The organism is Paenibacillus dendritiformis (assembly GCF_021654795.1).
GTDB lineage: Bacteria > Bacillota > Bacilli > Paenibacillales > Paenibacillaceae > Paenibacillus_B.
Window position 1 is genome coordinate 4,027,777 of the sequence record NZ_AP025344.1, and the last position, 16,945, is coordinate 4,044,721.

The window sequence follows — 16,945 nt, forward strand, 5'->3', positions numbered from 1 at the left end:
GCCTCTGACCGGTTAAGAGCGGGTGCCCGGGAACCATTTTCCGAGACCCCCGAACGTGTCCGAGACGGAATCTGTGATGCGCTTCGCCGTCTTTGTCGCTCCGCTCTTGACCGCCTTTACTCCGTCAGCTACCGTGTCCGAGACGGATTGCACTTTTGTGGAGAGCGACTTCGCCCCTCCCGACACCGAGTCGGATACGTTGTCCACCGCGCTGTCTACCGCGTCCACCGCGTAGGTTTTCAATGACTTGCCGTTAACCGTTACTTCCGAGGCCATGGAAATGACCGCGCCCGCGGCCAATCCGACGCCTGCCCCGACGATGGTTCCTCCCACCGGGACGACGGAGCCGACATAAGCGCCGACGGCCGCGCTGGCCGCCATCGTGCCCAGGCCGAGGGAACCGTTCACGACGCCGCTCGCCGCCGCGCGGCTGGCCCCGCCCGCTTCGTAATCCGTCATGACGGCGGTTCCCGTGTCGTAGGCGAGGCCGGCATAGCCCAGCTTCGCGCTCCACCCCTTGAGCGAGAAGGCTTCCTTCATCGCGATGCCCGGGTCGACGAACTTCCATACATTAGGGTGATTAGACGCGTTCGAGGCGGTATACCGCGTACCGCGAATCCCTTCCGACAGCGCGTAATCGGAGCGGGCTCCGCTAATGGTGACATAACCGTCTCCCCGCACATTCACGTTGAATTTGTCGCGGTGCATGCGCACCATGTCATAGCCGCCCTTGGCGAAGCCGTATAATTGCGCCTCCGTCGGCTTCCAGCTCAAGCCGATGGAGGTCCCGCCTCCATTCATCGCGCGAACGGCCGAATTCGGATTCGAGATCGTGCCAAGCCCCGGCGCCGCCCCGGGAAGAATGAGAGAGGTCCCCCCCATCATGATGCCGCTGAATATGGCCGTCGCCGATCCGATTTTAACCCCTGGCGGTAAAATGCTGTTCGTCTGCTGATCCGCCGTCTGGAATTGCTCCGCTTTCGTAGTGAGATGCTTGCCCAGCTCGAACAGCAGCTCGTGAATCTGGGAAGACAGACGCGACGCCTGCTGCCATTCTTCCATGACGGATGTCTTGATTGAAGACTCCCACGTCAACGTGTGCAGCGCCTGGCTCAGAGACGATTGTATAGATTGTATTTGTTCCGCCGCAATTTGAAGCTGACGGCCCATATCACGGAGCGCATCCGGATAGACGAGAATACGCATCGTTGTCACCTTCCCTCATCTTTTGCGAGCTGCCGGTCCCACTGCACGAACATTCGGGCAAATTGCTCCTTTGTCGTCGGCGTGGCCGTCAACCAATCTTCGTCACCTTTAGAGCTTTTGCGGATCAGCCAGTTGCATGAATCGCCAATGATAAACGCCAGCCCCTGGACGTCCCAATCCTGCTCATTCCAGACCAGGAAGAGGAACTCTCCTTCCGCAACTTTATTTTTCATGGAGCGGGCCAGGGCGAGCGCCCCTTCTTCCTCTCCGTCGAACGTCATCAATTGGCATGTCATTTGCTCGACAGTCAACTGCGGAGCCTGCTCATACAGCTTGTGAAAATGCCTTTTGGACAATATCACCGAGGTCATATCCGTCTCCGGCTGGTCGGCCCAGCCCATCCTCTCGATAAGCTCATGGCAGGCCTCTTCCACCGATCCGATCTCATAGAGCATATACCTGTCCGGATCCTCGTTGCACCGCACGCGCTGGATAACCATCTCGTCCGTCATATGGAGGTAGCCTTCGAACACTTCGCTCGCATGGGAATACCTGACCCAGCACGACCGCTTGGCCAATCCGGTGACAGCCACGCTGGAAAACACATGCGGGGGCATGGACAGCTCCACCCCGTTCGGCTCTTCTCTCAAATATCCCTTTTTCAGCAGAGCTGACTTGGCCCGGTCCCATTCTTCCGCAATCTCGTCCGTCAAATATCCGCGAAACGGATCTTCGATGCCCAATAAACGGTCAGAACCGATAATACCGGTCAGAAAGTACAACTCTTTCGCATCCAGCGTAATGCTATCTCTCATCTTTTTCTCTTCTTTTTCAACGTCATCTGTCGTCATCAATTCATGCACCCCCCATCAGACCGGTACATTCCATCGTTCGCGAATTCGTTCTGACCATTCATTTGGAGTCCACGACTCGGTATATGGAAAAGCGGCTTTCAATTTGGTAAATTTGCGTCGCATAAAATATCCTTGTCCCGGCGGCAGCATCTTCGTTCCGGAGCTCCCGCTGTTCGATTCGGATATCGGCAAGCGCAGGAAGGACAGGTCGTTCGCATCGATCGTTCCGAACAGGAATCCCGATTGGGACGCCTTCACATCGTTGAACCAATCGACGCCGAAGGTAGGGAACTCCGATGGAACTCCCGCCAGCACGACATGGACATTCCGATCCCGGCCCTGCCGCGCGATGGCAGACAGCTGGTCCTTTACAGAAAAATCAGTCAGCTGTTTGCATAAATCATCGGCATCGTCCATCACAAGCAAGAGGGCCGGTTCATGCGCTTCCTTTGTCCGGTTCTGTACTTGATCATATATCATCTGCACGAGGAATGGAATCTCTTCTTCCCGCACAGCGACTCCTCTGACATGAGGAAGACCGGACAAGCGGCTGATCCCTTCCCCGCCGAACCGGGTATCGACCGCATAGATATGAAGCTTCTCCGGCGAGACATGATAAGCCAGCGACAGCATCCAGCTCGACAGGAACGACGTCTTGCCGCTCTCCATCGGGCTGGCTACCACGAAATGAGGGCCTTCCTTCAAATCGATAAGAAACGGTTCCAGATCGTCCAAACGGAGGCCGACCGGCACCCGATACAAGCCCTCGCTGCCTTCCGGCGCCCTTCTCTCGGGATCCTGGAGCAGCTCCGGCAGCCGGACTATCTCCGGCAGAGGCCGAATCGGCGGCGCTTCCTTGCCGTACCACGCCTCCTTGATCGCCTTCATCTCTGCGCGCAGCCGCAGGATCCGCTCGGTCTCGTCCGGACCGCTGGACGGCAGCGCGGTCTGGAATTCAAGCGGCGGGACGGCTCCCTTCACCAGTCCGCGCCCCGGCGGAAGCTGCGCCGGCGCCTTCGTCGGCCGACCGACCGCGAAATAGTAATCGCTCGGATCGGCCAGTTCGAACGACACCGCCTGCGGAATGTTGCTGCGCACCTTTTCGAAAATATCGGTTACGCGGTTCGCCGTAATGATGAACGTAATGGCGAGGCTTCCGCCTTCGCGCAGCAAGTATTCCAGCAGTTCGTTCTCCTCCGGATAGGTCGTCCGGAAGTTCAAATACCCGTCGATGACGACGACGATGTGCGGCACCTGTTCGCGGGCCGCTCTCCGGTAGGAGGCAATCGTCTTGACGCCCATTTCCGATATCATTTCTTTGCGTTCGGCCAGCTGCTGCGACAGGTAGCGGAACAGCCGCTTGATGCGGTCCTCCTCCTCCGCCAGCATGACCGAACCGACATGAGGCAGTTGGGCGATGTCCTTCATCATCCGCCCCATGTCCACGACATAGCCATGCCACCGTTCCGGCGTGAACTGCTTCGCCAGCGACATCAACAGCGATTGAACGAAGGTCGTCTTCCCCGTGCCCGGCATGCCGTATACGGCGAGATGTCCCTGATCCATGCTCAGTCGGAGCGGCTCCTGCCGCTGCCGCATCAGATCATCGACCAAGCCGACCACCGCCTGCAGCTCGGTCTCCAGATGCTCAGCCTGCCATGGTTCATCCGGTTCTTCCTGGCGCATTCCCACAACTTCATCCAATTCCAGATGCTCCGGCAGCGGCGGGAGCCATGGGCCCGGAAGGCGCTCAATCCCCTCGCGGCGGGCCGTCTCGGCCACATGGCCGATGAACACTTGAAGCTGCTTCGGCGGCTCCTTCTCCATCAGCGCGGAAGAAAGCTCCTCTCCGGTCAGCAGCGGTTCGCGCTTGCCGTTCAGCCGGACCTCATAAATCTGGACAGGCGAGGCGTCATCGTCCTTGCGCTTCACCAGATAAGGCGCGCCGCTCCAGGCGAACTGCATCTCTTCGAACACTTCATCGCTTCCGACCTGGAAATAGCCTCTCCCGGGATTGGTTATCCAGGCGGCATTCGGTATTTTAAGCATATCCCGGCTGTCCCCTTCGCTCTGAACCCGGAGGCAGATGCGGAAGCGGGTATTGCTCCAAATTTTCTCGTCAACGACGCCCGCCGGCTTCTGCGTTGCCAGGATGAGGTGGACGCCGAGCGTCCGGCCGATCGTGGCGATGCTGATCAGCTCGTCCATGAACTCCGGCTGATCCTTTTTCAACTGGGCGAATTCATCGATGATAATGACCAGATGCGGAAGCGGATGCTCCGCCCGCCGGTCCGAGCGGTAATACTCGTCGATATGCTGCAGATTCCCGGCATCGTTCAAGATGCGCTGCCGGCGGATGAGCTCCGCCCGGAGCGACACCTTGGCCCGCTCGATCAAGCTGTCGTCCAGATTCGTTATCGTGCCTACGACATGCGGCAGATCGACGAACGTGTTCGACATGCCGCCGCCCTTGTAGTCAATCAGCATGAACGCCAGCTCATGCGGATGGAACTCCGCGGCAAGCGAAGCGATGAGCGACTGGATGACCTCGCTCTTCCCCGAACCGGTCGTGCCCGCGATGAGGCCGTGCGGCCCATGTCCCTTGCGCTCGATTTTGTCATGCAGATTCAGCATGATCTTCTTGCTTCCCGCGCGCACGCCGACCGGGACCGGCAGCGTATCGGGATAGCGGTTTTTCCGCCAGCGCGAAGCAATGTCCAGTTGCCCGATCTCCTTCACTCCCAGCATCTCGAACAGCGTCAGCACGGCAGGAATGTCGGACGCGGCCGATCGCTTCAGACGAATCGGCGCCATATAGCGGGCAAGCGTGTCCATCCCTTCCAGAGGCATAAGATCGGCGGAAAAGGCATGCCGAACGATGCCTTCTTCTTCCGTCTTATGCGTATACGTTCCTTCGGAATCGCCCACTTCGATGATAAGCTGGCACTGCATCGGCAGGCGCTCCTTGCTCTCCGAGAGCACGATCGTGCAGGCGTCGATGCGGCCCGCATCCTCCAGGAGAAGCGGATAGAGCGGCTCCTCCTCCACCAGCTGCGTATCGGACAGCAGGACGACATAACAAGGAAGATGCTGCTTCTTCTGACCGGACGTACGGAAGCTTTTCCTCCGGTTCAGCAGGCTGAACAACTGGTCCGCCAGCTGATGCGCCCCGCTGCGGCGATCCGCCAAATACCGGTGCGTCCGTTCGTCATCCCACGTATGGGGCAGCCAGCGAAGCCAGCTCCATTCCTCGGCTTCGCGCTCGTCATAGAAGGCGGCCAGCTTCACTTCGTCCGGCGAATGCCGGGTAGACAACTGCGCCGTGATGACGCGGATCGCATTCATGACCGCTTCCCGTCCACCGACAATGCCGATGACCTTGGCCGGATACAAAGGAAGCGCGATAGGCGCCTGATCCACCCGCTCGAACTCTTCGGCGACTTCCCGGGCGGCGTCGATCAACGGATCGCGCTCATAGCCGTCCGCGCGCGGCACTTCAATCTCCATATAGAATGGCACCGGGCCGGTGCCGATTCGCACATGCATGAAATCATCGTCTGCAGGCCCGCGCTCCCACAGATTGCTGCTCCGGTTCTTGACGATCTGATAGCATACTTCGGGATCGCCATGAATCGCCTGCAACGCCTCCAATTGCTCCCTTGCCTTCTCCTGCAATTCTTCCCGATGCTTATCCAATTGGGCGCGGTACATCCGATCGCGCTCCACCTTGCGGCGCTCGTACACCTTCTTATTGTTCAAATACATAAAAAAAGGAAGAGTATACGACGTAAGCATCATAAAAATGGTCAACATCTGGAACATCATATAATTGCTGTTGCCCATCTTGCCTGACATCGACATATATATGTAAAAACCGACACTGACCAACGTCATAATAATCGGAATGATAATCGTAATAATCGAAAAGGTAGGACGGGTCGGTTCCGCCGGCGGGCGCAAAATCTCAAGCTTATCCCTGCGCAGCGTAGGCTTGATTCTAGGTGATCTCTGGTACAGTACGTTCACGGCGAACAACTCCTCGTCTGAATCGCTACTTATTCGCTACCCTGTCCTTCTCTGGTTGAAACAGCATTCGTCTGCCATATGCAGGAAGCGAGTCGGTTGTCGTGGAGTAAGCCCGTTGAATGCGGATATGCGCCCCTTCGCGCAGCCCGGCCTCCGCAAGCCGCTGTTGTTCCTGTACGACGAACCACAACCCTTCCGGCTGCTTCGCCTCGAGTATATATTGCACGCCATTGCGCGGCGGCTCGCCGAACAATTTCAAACCAAGAATAGCTTTCAATTGCAGGCCCGTGCAATCCTCCGACACATCAATGTCGAACCACTCCTGGCCCTGTCTTCCTGAAGATACGGTAAGCATCATCGCAAGCGCCCTCCTTCCCATACGGTTCAGAGCCGCTCCGGCTCCGCCTGTCTCATTTCACTCTACACCCGCAGCCGATAGCGGTCAATGCACGGCTATGCGGCCCCACTTGCGGGGGGGCGGACAGGACTGCTTCTACGACAGACTAGTATACATGATTATACCATATCCGTACTTAGTATATATTGGAATTGCCCAGTTGCAATGAGCCATAAGAACGGAATTCTTGACAGAACTCCAAAAACAATGTAAGAGCCATCCCCGGGGACCAGTCGGAACACTTCTTCTAAATTATTTTCCCGATAACTCAGTCCTTACCTTCTTATATTGGCTATCCCATTCGGTCAGTTTTAGCGGCAGTCCTTCTACTTCACTCTACCCCTCGTTAAGATTAACGGGGTTTCCTATCAAATTCGTATTGACAAGTTGGGAGACCGGGCAAAAGGGGCTTACGTACGTTCAGACTTCTTCCTGACCGGTTGGGAGATTGGGCAAAAGGAAGCTGCGGACCACGAACGGATCAAAAAAGCTCCCGCCTCGCGGAAGCCCAAGTACGTGTTAGTCCCATTTTGTCCACTGTGCCCGTATGTTTTCCTTCGTAATTATTCCTTTTTGCAGTAGCGCATTCGGAACCATCGCGTTGTAGGGCCTGGATGCTGCGGTTCAGTTCCTTGATCGCCTCGTCATGAGGCTCGCTTCCAAGCTCCTCCATCTGATGAAGCATCTGCTCCAGCTGATTTCGTGGAGCGCATCCCCGCTTGCCGCATCCAGAGGCTTGCCCTTGCCGGGAAGTTCGTTCATCCCGCCTGACTTCGCGTAATTCGAGAAAATCTCATCCATCCAGTCTACGCGCCGATCACTCATACCCGCTACGCCCCCCTGCTTCCGAACCTCGGTGCCGCGCCGGTCCGGCTTCACTGCAGTGGCCAAGGTCAGCAATCGCCTTATAGATATGCGGCTCCGCTCAGAATATCCTCCCGCATGCGTGCCAAAATGGCCTGCTCCTGATCGCTCCATTCCTCCGGCCGCTTGCTCGTCCGATGATATAAATACGAGTAGATGCTTCGATATCGGAGGAAGAAGGGAACCCGTTCCCATTCCTCGGCAGGAAGCTTGTCCGCTTCCGCATATCCGGCCGCAAAGGCGTCCAAAAACCGGGATACGAAGGCCGGCCGTTCCTCCCGGTTCCGCACGCTCATCGACGCCGCCTGCGCGGCAATCGCGATATCATACGCATGCCAGTGGCGAATGCTGTCACCGAAGTCCAGGACCGCCAACCGGTCTCCAACCCGCAGCAAGTTCCCTGGATGAAGATCGTGATGGATAAGACCATAGCGGTCCGGATCCTGAGGGATGTGCCGCGCCTCCTGAACGCACTCGAGCCACAGATCCCAGACGGGCGCATCTTCTTCGAGTCGGCCGCTGCCGGCAGGAGCCAACGCTTCACGAACGAGCCGATCGTCCGTCCAGTCCAGGAACGGCGGAGCCCAAGCCGCCGCATAGTGCCGGGCCGACCGGCGCAGCGTTCCCATCGTTTCCCCCCATTGGCGGAAAAGCCGCTCGTTCCACTGCTCCGGATCCCTCGGATTGATGGCCGCCCCGTTCAGCTTTTTCGTGACGACGACGAACCACTCCTCGCTCAGCCGGGCCGTCATCCCCCCGTCCTTCGCTGGCACCGGCTCCGGCACCAGCAGGCCGGCTTCCGCCGCCTGCTTCATCCAGGCAAGCTCAGCCTCCACGAAGGCCGGATCTTCGCGATCGAACCGGCAGCATTTGATGACCATGGCTCCGTCTGAAGTCTCGAACACATGGTTATAGTATCCTCCGAGCAATCTTGAGTCTCGCGAATCGATACCGTACGCCTCATTAATTGCGGGCTGCAAATGTTCAATCATCGTTCCCTCTCCTACTCCCTGCCTGCCGTTGTTCAGAACCGATCCATCCCAATGAGTCGGGCTTGGAGCACCATCCATCTGGCTATTCCGGCGCTCTTGAACGTGGATGCTGCTGCAAGCGCGCGAGGGTATCGGGCGTAATGGCTACGCCAACCGATTGCAGCGCCATGACCACAGCCCCCGCCACGGGGGACAGCGCCGGCTCGATGACCCGGAAGCGCTTGCGGCCGGGAGCATCCGCCTGCTGAAGCCGTTCAGTGAGGATGCGGCGGATGTACGGATCGCGAATGACGCTGCCAACGAACGCGACGGATATGGTCTCCCCGCTGAAGCGCGAACCGACAATGCGAATCCCTTCCTCGAGCGCGGAGGCAGCCTCGTCGCAGACGATCCGGGCCAGCGGGACCCCTGCCCCGGCGGCCTTCGTAACATAGGGCGCCATCTCGCCGAAGCGCCGCATTCGTTCATGCTCGTCACGAACGAACCCGCCGGCTCCCATCTCGCCCAGCTCATCGACGCTTCCCGCTCCCCAGTAGCGCAGGATGTCGCTTACCCAAGCCTGATCCGCCTCACCCGCGTACCCGGCAATGATTTTGTATATCGCCTCATAGGCTAAAAAGCGGGCGGCCGTCGCATAGTGGTGAAAATCCTGATTGCGCACGATGCGGCCCGCCTCATTCAGCCCGAACACGACGGAACCTGTCCCGGACACGGCCATAATCCCCGGCTCTCCAAAAAAGGCGCCCGCATGCGCCACCATTCCGTCATTGACATGCCTCCGCACGATCGAAGCGGTTGCGGGGCCGAACGCGTCCGTGAATTCCTCAGCCCATGCCATATCCTGGTCCGATTCGAGTCCGGCCAAGCCGGCGCACAGGGCGGCAATCGGAGCGCCGCCGGAATGCGCCGCCGCCTCCTGAAGCGCATCTCTGACATGCTGCTTCGCCAGCACATCCTTGTTCGGATTGCAGCAGCCATTCTCAGCGTAGGCGATGACCGTGCCGTCCAAGGAAGCCGTCATGACCCGCGTCGTCGTTCCTCCTCCATCGATGCCGATGACAATGTTGCCCATTCATGCATCCCCCATATTCCTATGATGAAGCCGCAGGATCGCTTATTTGGCCAGATAGCCACGCTCGACCGCCTGCTGGACCAGCTTCTCGGCGAGCCGGCCCAATTGCTGCGAGCCCTCCTTGATTCCGCCGATGCGCGCCAGCACCCGTTCGCTGGTGATCTCATGCTCCCGCCACGATTTCCCTTCGGTCGTGTAATTATGAATCAGCGGCTGCAGCCGGTCCAACGCGGCCGCATACTGCGCCTCCGGCGTCTGGCGCTGCTCGAATTCCATCCAGAGCTGCATCATCTCATTTTTCTGCTCCTCCGGCAGTATGCCGAACAGCCTTTTCGCGGCCTTCGACTCCCGGGCGAATTTGTCTTCCTGCCCTTGCGCATCATAAGCAAACGTGTCGCCCGCATCGATCTCCACAATATCGTGAATGATGAGCATCTTGAGCACCCGCAACAGGTTCAGATTCCGCTCATTGGCGTACTCATGCAGCAGTATCGCCATCACGGTGAGATGCCAAGTGTGTTCGGCGTCATTCTCATGCCGGCTCCTATCCAGCAAATAGGACTGCCGAAAGACCGATTTCAATTTATCCACTTCTTTAATGAACTCGATTTGCATTTCCAATCTATCCTGCATGGATGCCATGATCGTCCAATCTCCTTCAATGGCTGTATTTCCCCGAGAGAGCAAGCTCACGTCCGCACACTCCCCTTGGGGCGGCTGCTCCCCGTTCCCTGCTCCTCGGCCTTACCGTTCGTCCCGGTGAATGACAGCGACGCTGGTCTGGCGGTTGTTGAACGGATCATAGCCGTTCAGTATACGGCCATGAATGATGCCGTAGCGGCCCAGACGCTTATGGAGCCACACTTCCGGTTCCTCGTAAGCTCCGGTCTTCAGCAGAAGCAGCTTGCCCTGCGGGGCCACATGGTGCTCCAGCAGAAAATGAATATACTCTTCTTCGTACTTCTCCGGCACAATATCAAGCATTGTCGCCACATAATCGAAGCGCCGCTCCGGTATCCAGGCGAAGGCGTTGCCGACATAGAAATGATCCGCGTACGCCGGCAGGCGTTCCTTCGCCAGCTCAATCAGCTTCTCGGAAATATCTAGACCGTACGGATCGATGGCAATGCCCCTCTCCTTCGTCCATTCGATGACAGATTCCAGCAAATAACCGTTGGCGCACCCGATATCCAGGAAGGATCCGGATTGCTCGACGGCATCGGCCACTGGCTTACGCAACGCCTTCCAGCGCTGTTCCGGTCCTGACATTCCCGATTGCTTCCATGGCTCATCCGCACCATATGACAAATAAGCCGCTTCGGTATCCGCCTTCACCTGCTCGCACCATTGTTCCAATTCTTCGGGAATCGCTCTGTAGGGCATATGCAGTCCTCCTCTAATTAAAATAACGGCGGCTTCGCCTATGTTAGATTTATAAAATCGCCGGATAAGGAGCAGCCGCCCAGCCTTCCACGACCTGCACGACGGACAATATATCGTTTCTTGACAAGAAGCATCGCATATTTCAACCCCCGGAGTCAACTAACGCCCTGGCGCCCGTTCGACAAGGTGAACCGAACGACGCGGACGGAACGGGAGCAATGCGGGAGAAGACGATGATCGGAAAAAAAGAAGAGACAAGAAGGGAAGCTTCCCCGCCCGGATAGGGAGGCGCGGGGAGCGGCAGCGGCCAAGGCGTACCGGAAACCATGCGCTCAATGCCGCATATGGCCTTCTGGGAGAGGCGCCGCTGGGGTGAAGACGAGCCGGGCCCCGAACGCCAAAAACAGCGTTACCTTGAACGCGGAATGATGTAGCTTCGCTCGGAACGGATGAACCCGGCCTTCAGGAAAAACGCCTCGGCTTCGGGAACGGAGATGAGAATAAGGGATACTTCATCGCTTAGCTTCCGCTTGAGCCGTTCCAGCAGCGTCTTTCCGATCCCCTGCTTCTGGTACGAGCGGTCGACGGCCAAATCGGACACCGCTCTGGCGACGCCGACCATCCGCTGCCCCGCCCAAGCCGTAATCAGCAGGCCGCTGTGATCGATCATCCGCTGCCATTAGAAGCCAGGCGGCCGCGAGTCTTTAACCTTCCACCGCGGCCTCGCTCTCCGGCAGCCGTTCCAGGCGGTCTTGCTCCTCCACCTCGGCCAGGAAATGGCGCACAGCCTCCCGGTACCCTTCCGGATCGGCAGGATAGGCGGTCGCATGGACGGCATCGTCAACGATGTGCAGCCGCCGGATGCCCTTCGTCTTCGCGTGATACAATTCGACGCTCATCGAGGTGGGCACGAAATCATCCTTGCCGCCATGGATGAGAAGCAGCGGTATTTCTTGGTCACGGATCTGCTCTACAGGCTTGACATCGCGCATAGAGAAGGCCGCTCTGCGCCGCAGCTTCCGATCGAGCATGCCCATGAAGGGAAACGGCGGCACCCGATTCAAATCCTTCAGCTGGTACCGCATCAGCTTCTCCAGGTCCGAGTATGGACAATCCGCAATGATGAAGCGGATCCCCGGGTCCATCCCGGCATGCATCAACACGGTGCCTCCGCCCATCGATTGCCCGTGCAGGCCGATATAGGCGTCCTCGCCCAGACGGCGCCGGACCCATTCGATCCATGCGTCAAGATCTTCCCGTTCATAATAGCCGTAGGTAGCGTAGCGTCCTTCACTCCGTCCGTGGCTGCGCTGGTCGATAAGCAGCACGTTGAAGCCCTCGTCTGCGAACAGACGGATGAATTGGGACGAATATCCGTGACTCGCCGTATATCCGTGAACGATAATGACAACCTGGCGTTCACCGGGGTGCGGCTCGATATAATACCCCCGCAGCCGGAACCCGTCCTTCGAGACAATGGCTACGTCTTCCTTCGGCAGCGCTTCGAATTCGTCCCGTGACATCAAGCCCATGCCTTCCACCGTGGCGAACGATTCCTCGGGAAGAGAGCGCCTGCCCAGCGTCATGCGACGGAACACATGATTTCCCAGCAGATTCGCACCCGCGATAACGATAAGCAGGACGCATCCCGCCGCCACATAACTCCACATACGATCATCCCTTTTTTTTGCAGCGTATCATGATGAACAAGCGCAGAATACGATTCGGAGCGCCGCTCCTGCCGTTCGAACCGGATATTCCGCGCTCCTCGAACTGCAGGATGGATTTCCTCTACTCCATATTATAACCGGAGCATGGCGGCTATGAGCAATCTATTTTTCCACTTCTACCCAGATGAGAGCGGGAGATCCCGTCTTTGCCGGCACCCCGGATCGTCCATTCTCAGAGGACAATCCAATATTTGCAGATGCCGTCCGCAGTCCCGGCCAACCGGCCGCCGTTCTTCTCGATCACGCGTCTGGAAGCCGTATTGTCTTCATCGCAGGTCAGCAGCACTTCCCGCAGGCCAATCCGTCTCGCCTCGGCCAACAGCAGCCGCAGCATGACCGTGCCGTACCCGCGCCGGCGGGCTTCGGGACGAATCGCGTAGCCGATATGGCCGCCCCGCTCCCGCAGCGCATCGGTCAGCGCATGCCGCAGCTTGCCGATGCCGACCGGCCACCCTTGGACATACAGCCAGTACACGTTCTGGGGGACGAGATGCGCCGGAAGGCGATGCCCCGGCGACATCTGTATGTAGGATTTCAAGTAGGAGCGGAACTGTGTGCGGCGAAGTCCGTATCCGCTGTTGGAGAATCCGTTCTCTCCGGGTCCCATCTTTTGCAGCATCTCATAAATATCGCTGCCGTCGGTCATCGCCAGCGGCCGAAGCTCGATGCCATCGGCCTCCTTGAATTGGGGATACAGCCGCATGATCATGCGCATCGATTCGGACTGAGGGACATGCAGCCGGGTATCCCGATGCAGCGGGAGCGCTTCCGTTATGGCGCAGCCGTGCGCCAGCGCTTCGGACAGGGTCGCCCCCCGCTCGATTACGTCCCAGCTCCGGATCGGAATGAACAGCAGCGCCGCAACATCGTCCCCAGGGGCGAGCGGTTCCGATTCATCCGCTTCGGCCGCATAGATGCCGTAATAGATGTAGGGGCCGACAGGCAGGCCCGGCTTATAAGGTTGCTGCGGCGTTGGATTGGCCGCCCGCTGCAGCAGGAACGGCGCCAGCTCGTCGCGCACCGTGACCGGACGGATGTCACCGGTGTCCATGTCATGAAAATACGTTATTGGCGAGGACTTCAACCGTACCCGTTCGGTTGCCAGCTCCTCTCTCGCCTCCCGCAGCGCGCAGGCGGAGATCGTCTCGCGCGGCTCCTGCCCTCCTCCGACGCCGCCGATGCGCAGGACCGGAGCGTAGTGTCCGGCCGGGCTGTTCTCGGACTCCATATCCGCATTGAGCGTCATGACGACGCGATCTTGCCGGATAAGGAAGACGCCTGCGCAGAATGGCTGATTGAAGGTTAGCGCTTCGATATGAAGCGGCTCCTCCAGGTTAGACATTGCCCGAACCCCCTTTGACGCGAAAGCTAATTGACGAAGGTCGCCTTGACGCGCTTCGATCGGATGAAATACATAATCCAGATGACGCCGAAGAGGGAGCTGCGAACCAATTGGCGAAGAGTGCCCGGGCCATCGGCATCCTGAACCGCCGGAATCAGGCCGCCCAAATAATAGTCGGCAAAGGACGATAAAATATTCCATATGTACAACACGATAATCATCGTCGGCAGCAGCTTCTTTTTCCGGTAGAACAGAACGAAGACCATAACCAGCAGCATCAGCGTCAACAGGTTGGCGACCGTCTCGAAAATAATGAGCACCGACCACATGGAGTGATAGTATTCTGAATCGGGCGTCGTAAGCAGGCTCCATGTACTCGATTGGTAGATTGGAAAAATTTCCGAGAACAGCAGGTGAAGAATCATAACTAAAGACAGCCATAGCCCGATCTGGACAATAATCAGCCAGCCCGACAGCCCTTCATACGAAGGAGCCAGCGGCGGCAGCGGGCGGGGCGGCTCGCCGGACGAACCGGCGCGAGGATTCGCGTTCATTCTTTTTTTCCTTTCTCTCATGATATGGACTGGACCCCGCGGTTCAACCTTCTTTAGTCCAATCCGTACTGCTTCATTTTATAGTAGAGAGCGCCGCGGGAGATACGCAGCATCCGGGCCGCCTTGGCCTTGTTCCCGTTCGTTCGCTCGAGCGTCTCGGCGATTCGGGCCCGCTCCCACTCCCCGGAGTGGACACTGAGAGGGAGATCCGGCTCCGTTAACTCATTCAGCGTGGTCAAGCGGGCATAGTCCGGCAATTGGGCGGATGTCACCGCGCCGGATCCGGCCGCGGCCGCCGCGGCGTATTCCATCGCGTTCCTGAGCTGCGACAGATTGCCCGGCCAGTCGCAGGCCAAGACGGCCGCCAACGCGTCGGGCGCGAGCTCCGGCGCGGTAATCCCCGCCTTGGCGGCCGCCTGCTGCAGGAAGACGCGGCACAGCTCCGGCAGATCCTGCTTCCGCTCGCGCAGCGGCGGAACCGTGTAGAGCTGGAAGGCGTACCGCAAGGAAGGCAGCAGGCGGCCCGCTCCCTCCGCGGCGGCTTCGGACCCGACGGAGCCGCAGATTCGGCACTGCAGCGGGACAGAGGCGCCGCCGCCCAGCCGCTCGAAGCGGGACAACCGCAGCATGGCCGCCAGCTTCTCCTGCATCGGCGCCGGAAGCGCGTCGATATCTCTCAGATAGAGCGTGCCTTCGGCCGCCAGATCCAGCTTCCCTGGCCGCTCCTCTCCTCCCCCGTGATAGCCGAATAATTCGGCCTCCAGCATGCCCTCCGGAACGGTGCTGCAGCTGACCATCACGAAGCGTCCGGATCGTCCGGCGCTCCGGTGCAGCCATTCGGCCAACGAAGTGCGTCCGGCTCCGGCCTCGCCGGCCAGCAGCAGCGGCTGCCCGAGGGAGAATGCCGTCTGAAGCCGCGGCACCGCGGCGGATGGAAAGACCGCAGGCAGCAGCGGCTGGCCCGCCGGATGATGATACATCTCCGCGCTTAACTTCACATAGGACGACACATCCCGTTCGATGGACAAGGCGCCGAGCGGCTTCCCCGCCTCATCCGTGATCGGGGCCGCGTTGATCATGACATGCATGCCCGGACGCGGCTCATGGTAGACCTGATGGACCGCGCGGCCGCTTTCCATCACCTGAAAAAGCATAATCGATTCTCTCTGAAAAAAGTCTCCTATTTTACGGCCGATGATATCGGCGCCGTTGATTCCATAGGTCTCTTCCGCGACCCGATTCCAGTACAGCACCGTTCCTTCGTTGTCAATAACGGTAACGGCATCGCTCATCGCGCCGAGCAGGACGCCCAGCACCGCTTCCATGATTTCTGACCGACTCATCGTTCATCTCCAAGCAATCAATTTTATTAGATTATGGCAAAACCTCATTCAGATTGCAATGAAAAAGCATTCATTCCCAAGCTGCCGTCCGGCCTAATTTCCATTCCATTCAAAAGAATGTGTTTACATTTCCAATATTTTATGATTATATTTAATCATAAATAGAATATGTGTCTGTTTTTTGAACACTTTTTCGTCAGAAGAAGGGAAGAATCGCGGATGGAAAGCTTACTGAGAAATGGTCTATTATTTCTGTCGAAGAATCGCATGGCCAATCGCGCCGCGAAGAAGTACGGCCTGCGCTTCGGCGCCCGCCGCTTCGTCGCCGGCGAGCAGATTGCGGATGCCATCGCGGCGGTCCGGGAACTGAATGAAGCCGGAATCGTGGCGACCTTGGATCATCTGGGCGAATTCATTCTTACGGAGGAAGAGGCCCTGGAATCCACCGAATTTTGCATTCGCACGCTCCAGGAGATAGAGAAGAGCGGCGTCCGCTCGAATCTCTCGCTCAAGATGACCCAGCTCGGACTGGATCTGTCCCGCGAGCTGTGCATGCGCAACATGCGGGCCATCCTGGACACCGCCGCCGCTTGCGGCAATTTCGTCCGCATCGACATGGAGGATTACGCGCATAACGAAGCCTCCATCGATATTTTCTCCGAGCTGCGCGAGGAATACGGCGACACGGTCGGCCTCGTCATTCAGGCTTATCTGTACAAAAGCGCAGACGATATCGACAGCCTGCACCGGTTCCGGCCGAATCTCCGGCTCGTGAAGGGCGCATACAAGGAGTCGCCCGATGTGGCTTACCCGAATAAGGAAGACGTTGACCGCAACTTCATTCGCATCATCGAACAACACCTCAGAAATGGCGACTATGCCGCCATCGCCACCCATGACGATAAAATCATCCAGCATGTCAAGCAATTCGTAAGCGATCACCATATCCCGCGCAGCCAGTTCGAATTCCAGATGCTCTACGGCATTCGCACCCAGGCGCAGCGCGAACTGGCCAAGGAAGGCTATACGATGCGGATTTATGTTCCGTTCGGCAATGACTGGTACGGCTACTTCATGCGCCGTCTGGCAGAGCGGCCGGCGAATGTTGGATTTGTGATGAAATCTCTTTTCAAGTCGTAGGATTTATATCACTTCATATTTATATATATAGGAGGCGTTATT

At 58.2% G+C, this 16,945-nt stretch carries 15 protein-coding genes; 1 reads left to right on the forward strand and 14 read right to left on the reverse strand.

Annotated features, from left to right (window positions below; translation table 11 throughout):
* Nucleotides 1-12 precede the first annotated feature (12 nt).
* The 14 genes from L6439_RS17805 to L6439_RS17870 form a co-directional block, all read right to left on the reverse strand.
* On the reverse strand, nucleotides 13-1,206 hold the full coding sequence (locus L6439_RS17805; RefSeq protein ID WP_168178887.1) for a WXG100 family type VII secretion target: 1,194 nt from the start codon (nucleotides 1,204-1,206) through the stop codon (nucleotides 13-15).
* Nucleotides 1,207-1,211: 5 nt separating this feature from the next.
* Nucleotides 1,212-2,057 carry a hypothetical protein gene (locus L6439_RS17810; RefSeq protein ID WP_213468414.1) on the reverse strand — a complete coding sequence of 282 codons (846 nt, stop codon included), beginning with the start codon at nucleotides 2,055-2,057 and terminating at the stop codon, nucleotides 1,212-1,214.
* Between the two features lie 18 nt (nucleotides 2,058-2,075).
* Complete coding sequence (essC, locus tag L6439_RS17815; protein ID WP_213468110.1) at nucleotides 2,076-6,086, reverse strand: type VII secretion protein EssC; 4,011 nt, start codon at nucleotides 6,084-6,086, stop codon at nucleotides 2,076-2,078.
* Between the two features lie 25 nt (nucleotides 6,087-6,111).
* Nucleotides 6,112-6,444, reverse strand: a complete 333-nt coding sequence (locus L6439_RS17820) for a hypothetical protein (protein WP_168178787.1) — start codon at nucleotides 6,442-6,444, stop codon at nucleotides 6,112-6,114.
* 663 nt (nucleotides 6,445-7,107) lie between these two features.
* A complete protein-coding gene (locus L6439_RS17825; protein WP_237096523.1) occupies nucleotides 7,108-7,374 on the reverse strand; it encodes a hypothetical protein in 267 nt (88 codons plus the stop codon).
* Nucleotides 7,375-7,388: 14 nt separating this feature from the next.
* Nucleotides 7,389-8,339, reverse strand: a complete 951-nt coding sequence (locus L6439_RS17830; protein WP_168178789.1) for a phosphotransferase enzyme family protein — start codon at nucleotides 8,337-8,339, stop codon at nucleotides 7,389-7,391.
* Nucleotides 8,340-8,421: 82 nt separating this feature from the next.
* Nucleotides 8,422-9,411 carry a BadF/BadG/BcrA/BcrD ATPase family protein gene (locus tag L6439_RS17835; RefSeq protein ID WP_168178790.1) on the reverse strand — a complete coding sequence of 330 codons (990 nt, stop codon included), beginning with the start codon at nucleotides 9,409-9,411 and terminating at the stop codon, nucleotides 8,422-8,424.
* Between the two features lie 42 nt (nucleotides 9,412-9,453).
* A complete protein-coding gene (locus tag L6439_RS17840) occupies nucleotides 9,454-10,053 on the reverse strand; it encodes an HD domain-containing protein (RefSeq protein ID WP_168178791.1) in 600 nt (199 codons plus the stop codon).
* A gap of 102 nt (nucleotides 10,054-10,155) precedes the next feature.
* On the reverse strand, nucleotides 10,156-10,794 hold the full coding sequence (locus L6439_RS17845; RefSeq protein WP_168178792.1) for a class I SAM-dependent methyltransferase: 639 nt from the start codon (nucleotides 10,792-10,794) through the stop codon (nucleotides 10,156-10,158).
* A gap of 409 nt (nucleotides 10,795-11,203) precedes the next feature.
* Nucleotides 11,204-11,464, reverse strand: coding sequence for a GNAT family N-acetyltransferase (locus L6439_RS17850; RefSeq protein WP_213468109.1), 261 nt, complete (start codon nucleotides 11,462-11,464; stop codon nucleotides 11,204-11,206).
* A 34-nt stretch (nucleotides 11,465-11,498) separates the two neighbouring features.
* The gene (locus L6439_RS17855) at nucleotides 11,499-12,464 is read right to left on the reverse strand and encodes an alpha/beta hydrolase (RefSeq protein WP_213468108.1); all 966 of its coding nucleotides are present in this window, start codon (nucleotides 12,462-12,464) and stop codon (nucleotides 11,499-11,501) included.
* Between the two features lie 232 nt (nucleotides 12,465-12,696).
* Nucleotides 12,697-13,866 (reverse strand): GNAT family N-acetyltransferase, encoded by a 1,170-nt coding sequence (locus L6439_RS17860; RefSeq protein ID WP_213468107.1) that lies wholly within the window; start codon nucleotides 13,864-13,866, stop codon nucleotides 12,697-12,699.
* 26 nt (nucleotides 13,867-13,892) lie between these two features.
* Nucleotides 13,893-14,420: a DUF2569 domain-containing protein gene (locus L6439_RS17865; RefSeq protein ID WP_168178796.1), complete on the reverse strand. Its 528-nt coding sequence runs from the start codon at nucleotides 14,418-14,420 to the stop codon at nucleotides 13,893-13,895.
* Nucleotides 14,421-14,473: 53 nt separating this feature from the next.
* Nucleotides 14,474-15,763 (reverse strand): sigma 54-interacting transcriptional regulator, encoded by a 1,290-nt coding sequence (locus tag L6439_RS17870; RefSeq protein ID WP_237096524.1) that lies wholly within the window; start codon nucleotides 15,761-15,763, stop codon nucleotides 14,474-14,476.
* Between the two features lie 219 nt (nucleotides 15,764-15,982).
* Here L6439_RS17870 and L6439_RS17875 point away from each other — a divergent pair, with 219 nt between their 5' ends.
* Nucleotides 15,983-16,903 carry a proline dehydrogenase family protein gene (locus tag L6439_RS17875; protein ID WP_168178797.1) on the forward strand — a complete coding sequence of 307 codons (921 nt, stop codon included), beginning with the start codon at nucleotides 15,983-15,985 and terminating at the stop codon, nucleotides 16,901-16,903.
* Nucleotides 16,904-16,945 lie beyond the last annotated feature (42 nt).

Coding starts and splice junctions, on each gene's coding strand:
- L6439_RS17820 (WP_168178787.1), bottom strand. CDS start 6,444: ATGATGCTTACCGTATCTTCAGGAAGACAGGGCCAGGAGTGGTTCGAC.
- L6439_RS17865 (WP_168178796.1), bottom strand. CDS start 14,420: ATGAACGCGAATCCTCGCGCCGGTTCGTCCGGCGAGCCGCCCCGCCCG.
- L6439_RS17830 (WP_168178789.1), bottom strand. CDS start 8,339: ATGATTGAACATTTGCAGCCCGCAATTAATGAGGCGTACGGTATCGAT.
- L6439_RS17855 (WP_213468108.1), bottom strand. CDS start 12,464: ATGTGGAGTTATGTGGCGGCGGGATGCGTCCTGCTTATCGTTATCGCG.
- L6439_RS17860 (WP_213468107.1), bottom strand. CDS start 13,866: ATGTCTAACCTGGAGGAGCCGCTTCATATCGAAGCGCTAACCTTCAAT.
- L6439_RS17840 (WP_168178791.1), bottom strand. CDS start 10,053: ATGGCATCCATGCAGGATAGATTGGAAATGCAAATCGAGTTCATTAAA.
- L6439_RS17875 (WP_168178797.1), top strand. CDS start 15,983: ATGGAAAGCTTACTGAGAAATGGTCTATTATTTCTGTCGAAGAATCGC.
- L6439_RS17835 (WP_168178790.1), bottom strand. CDS start 9,411: ATGGGCAACATTGTCATCGGCATCGATGGAGGAGGAACGACGACGCGG.
- L6439_RS17845 (WP_168178792.1), bottom strand. CDS start 10,794: ATGCCCTACAGAGCGATTCCCGAAGAATTGGAACAATGGTGCGAGCAG.
- L6439_RS17805 (WP_168178887.1), bottom strand. CDS start 1,206: ATGCGTATTCTCGTCTATCCGGATGCGCTCCGTGATATGGGCCGTCAG.
- L6439_RS17870 (WP_237096524.1), bottom strand. CDS start 15,763: ATGAGTCGGTCAGAAATCATGGAAGCGGTGCTGGGCGTCCTGCTCGGC.
- L6439_RS17850 (WP_213468109.1), bottom strand. CDS start 11,464: ATGATCGATCACAGCGGCCTGCTGATTACGGCTTGGGCGGGGCAGCGG.
- L6439_RS17810 (WP_213468414.1), bottom strand. CDS start 2,057: ATGACGACAGATGACGTTGAAAAAGAAGAGAAAAAGATGAGAGATAGC.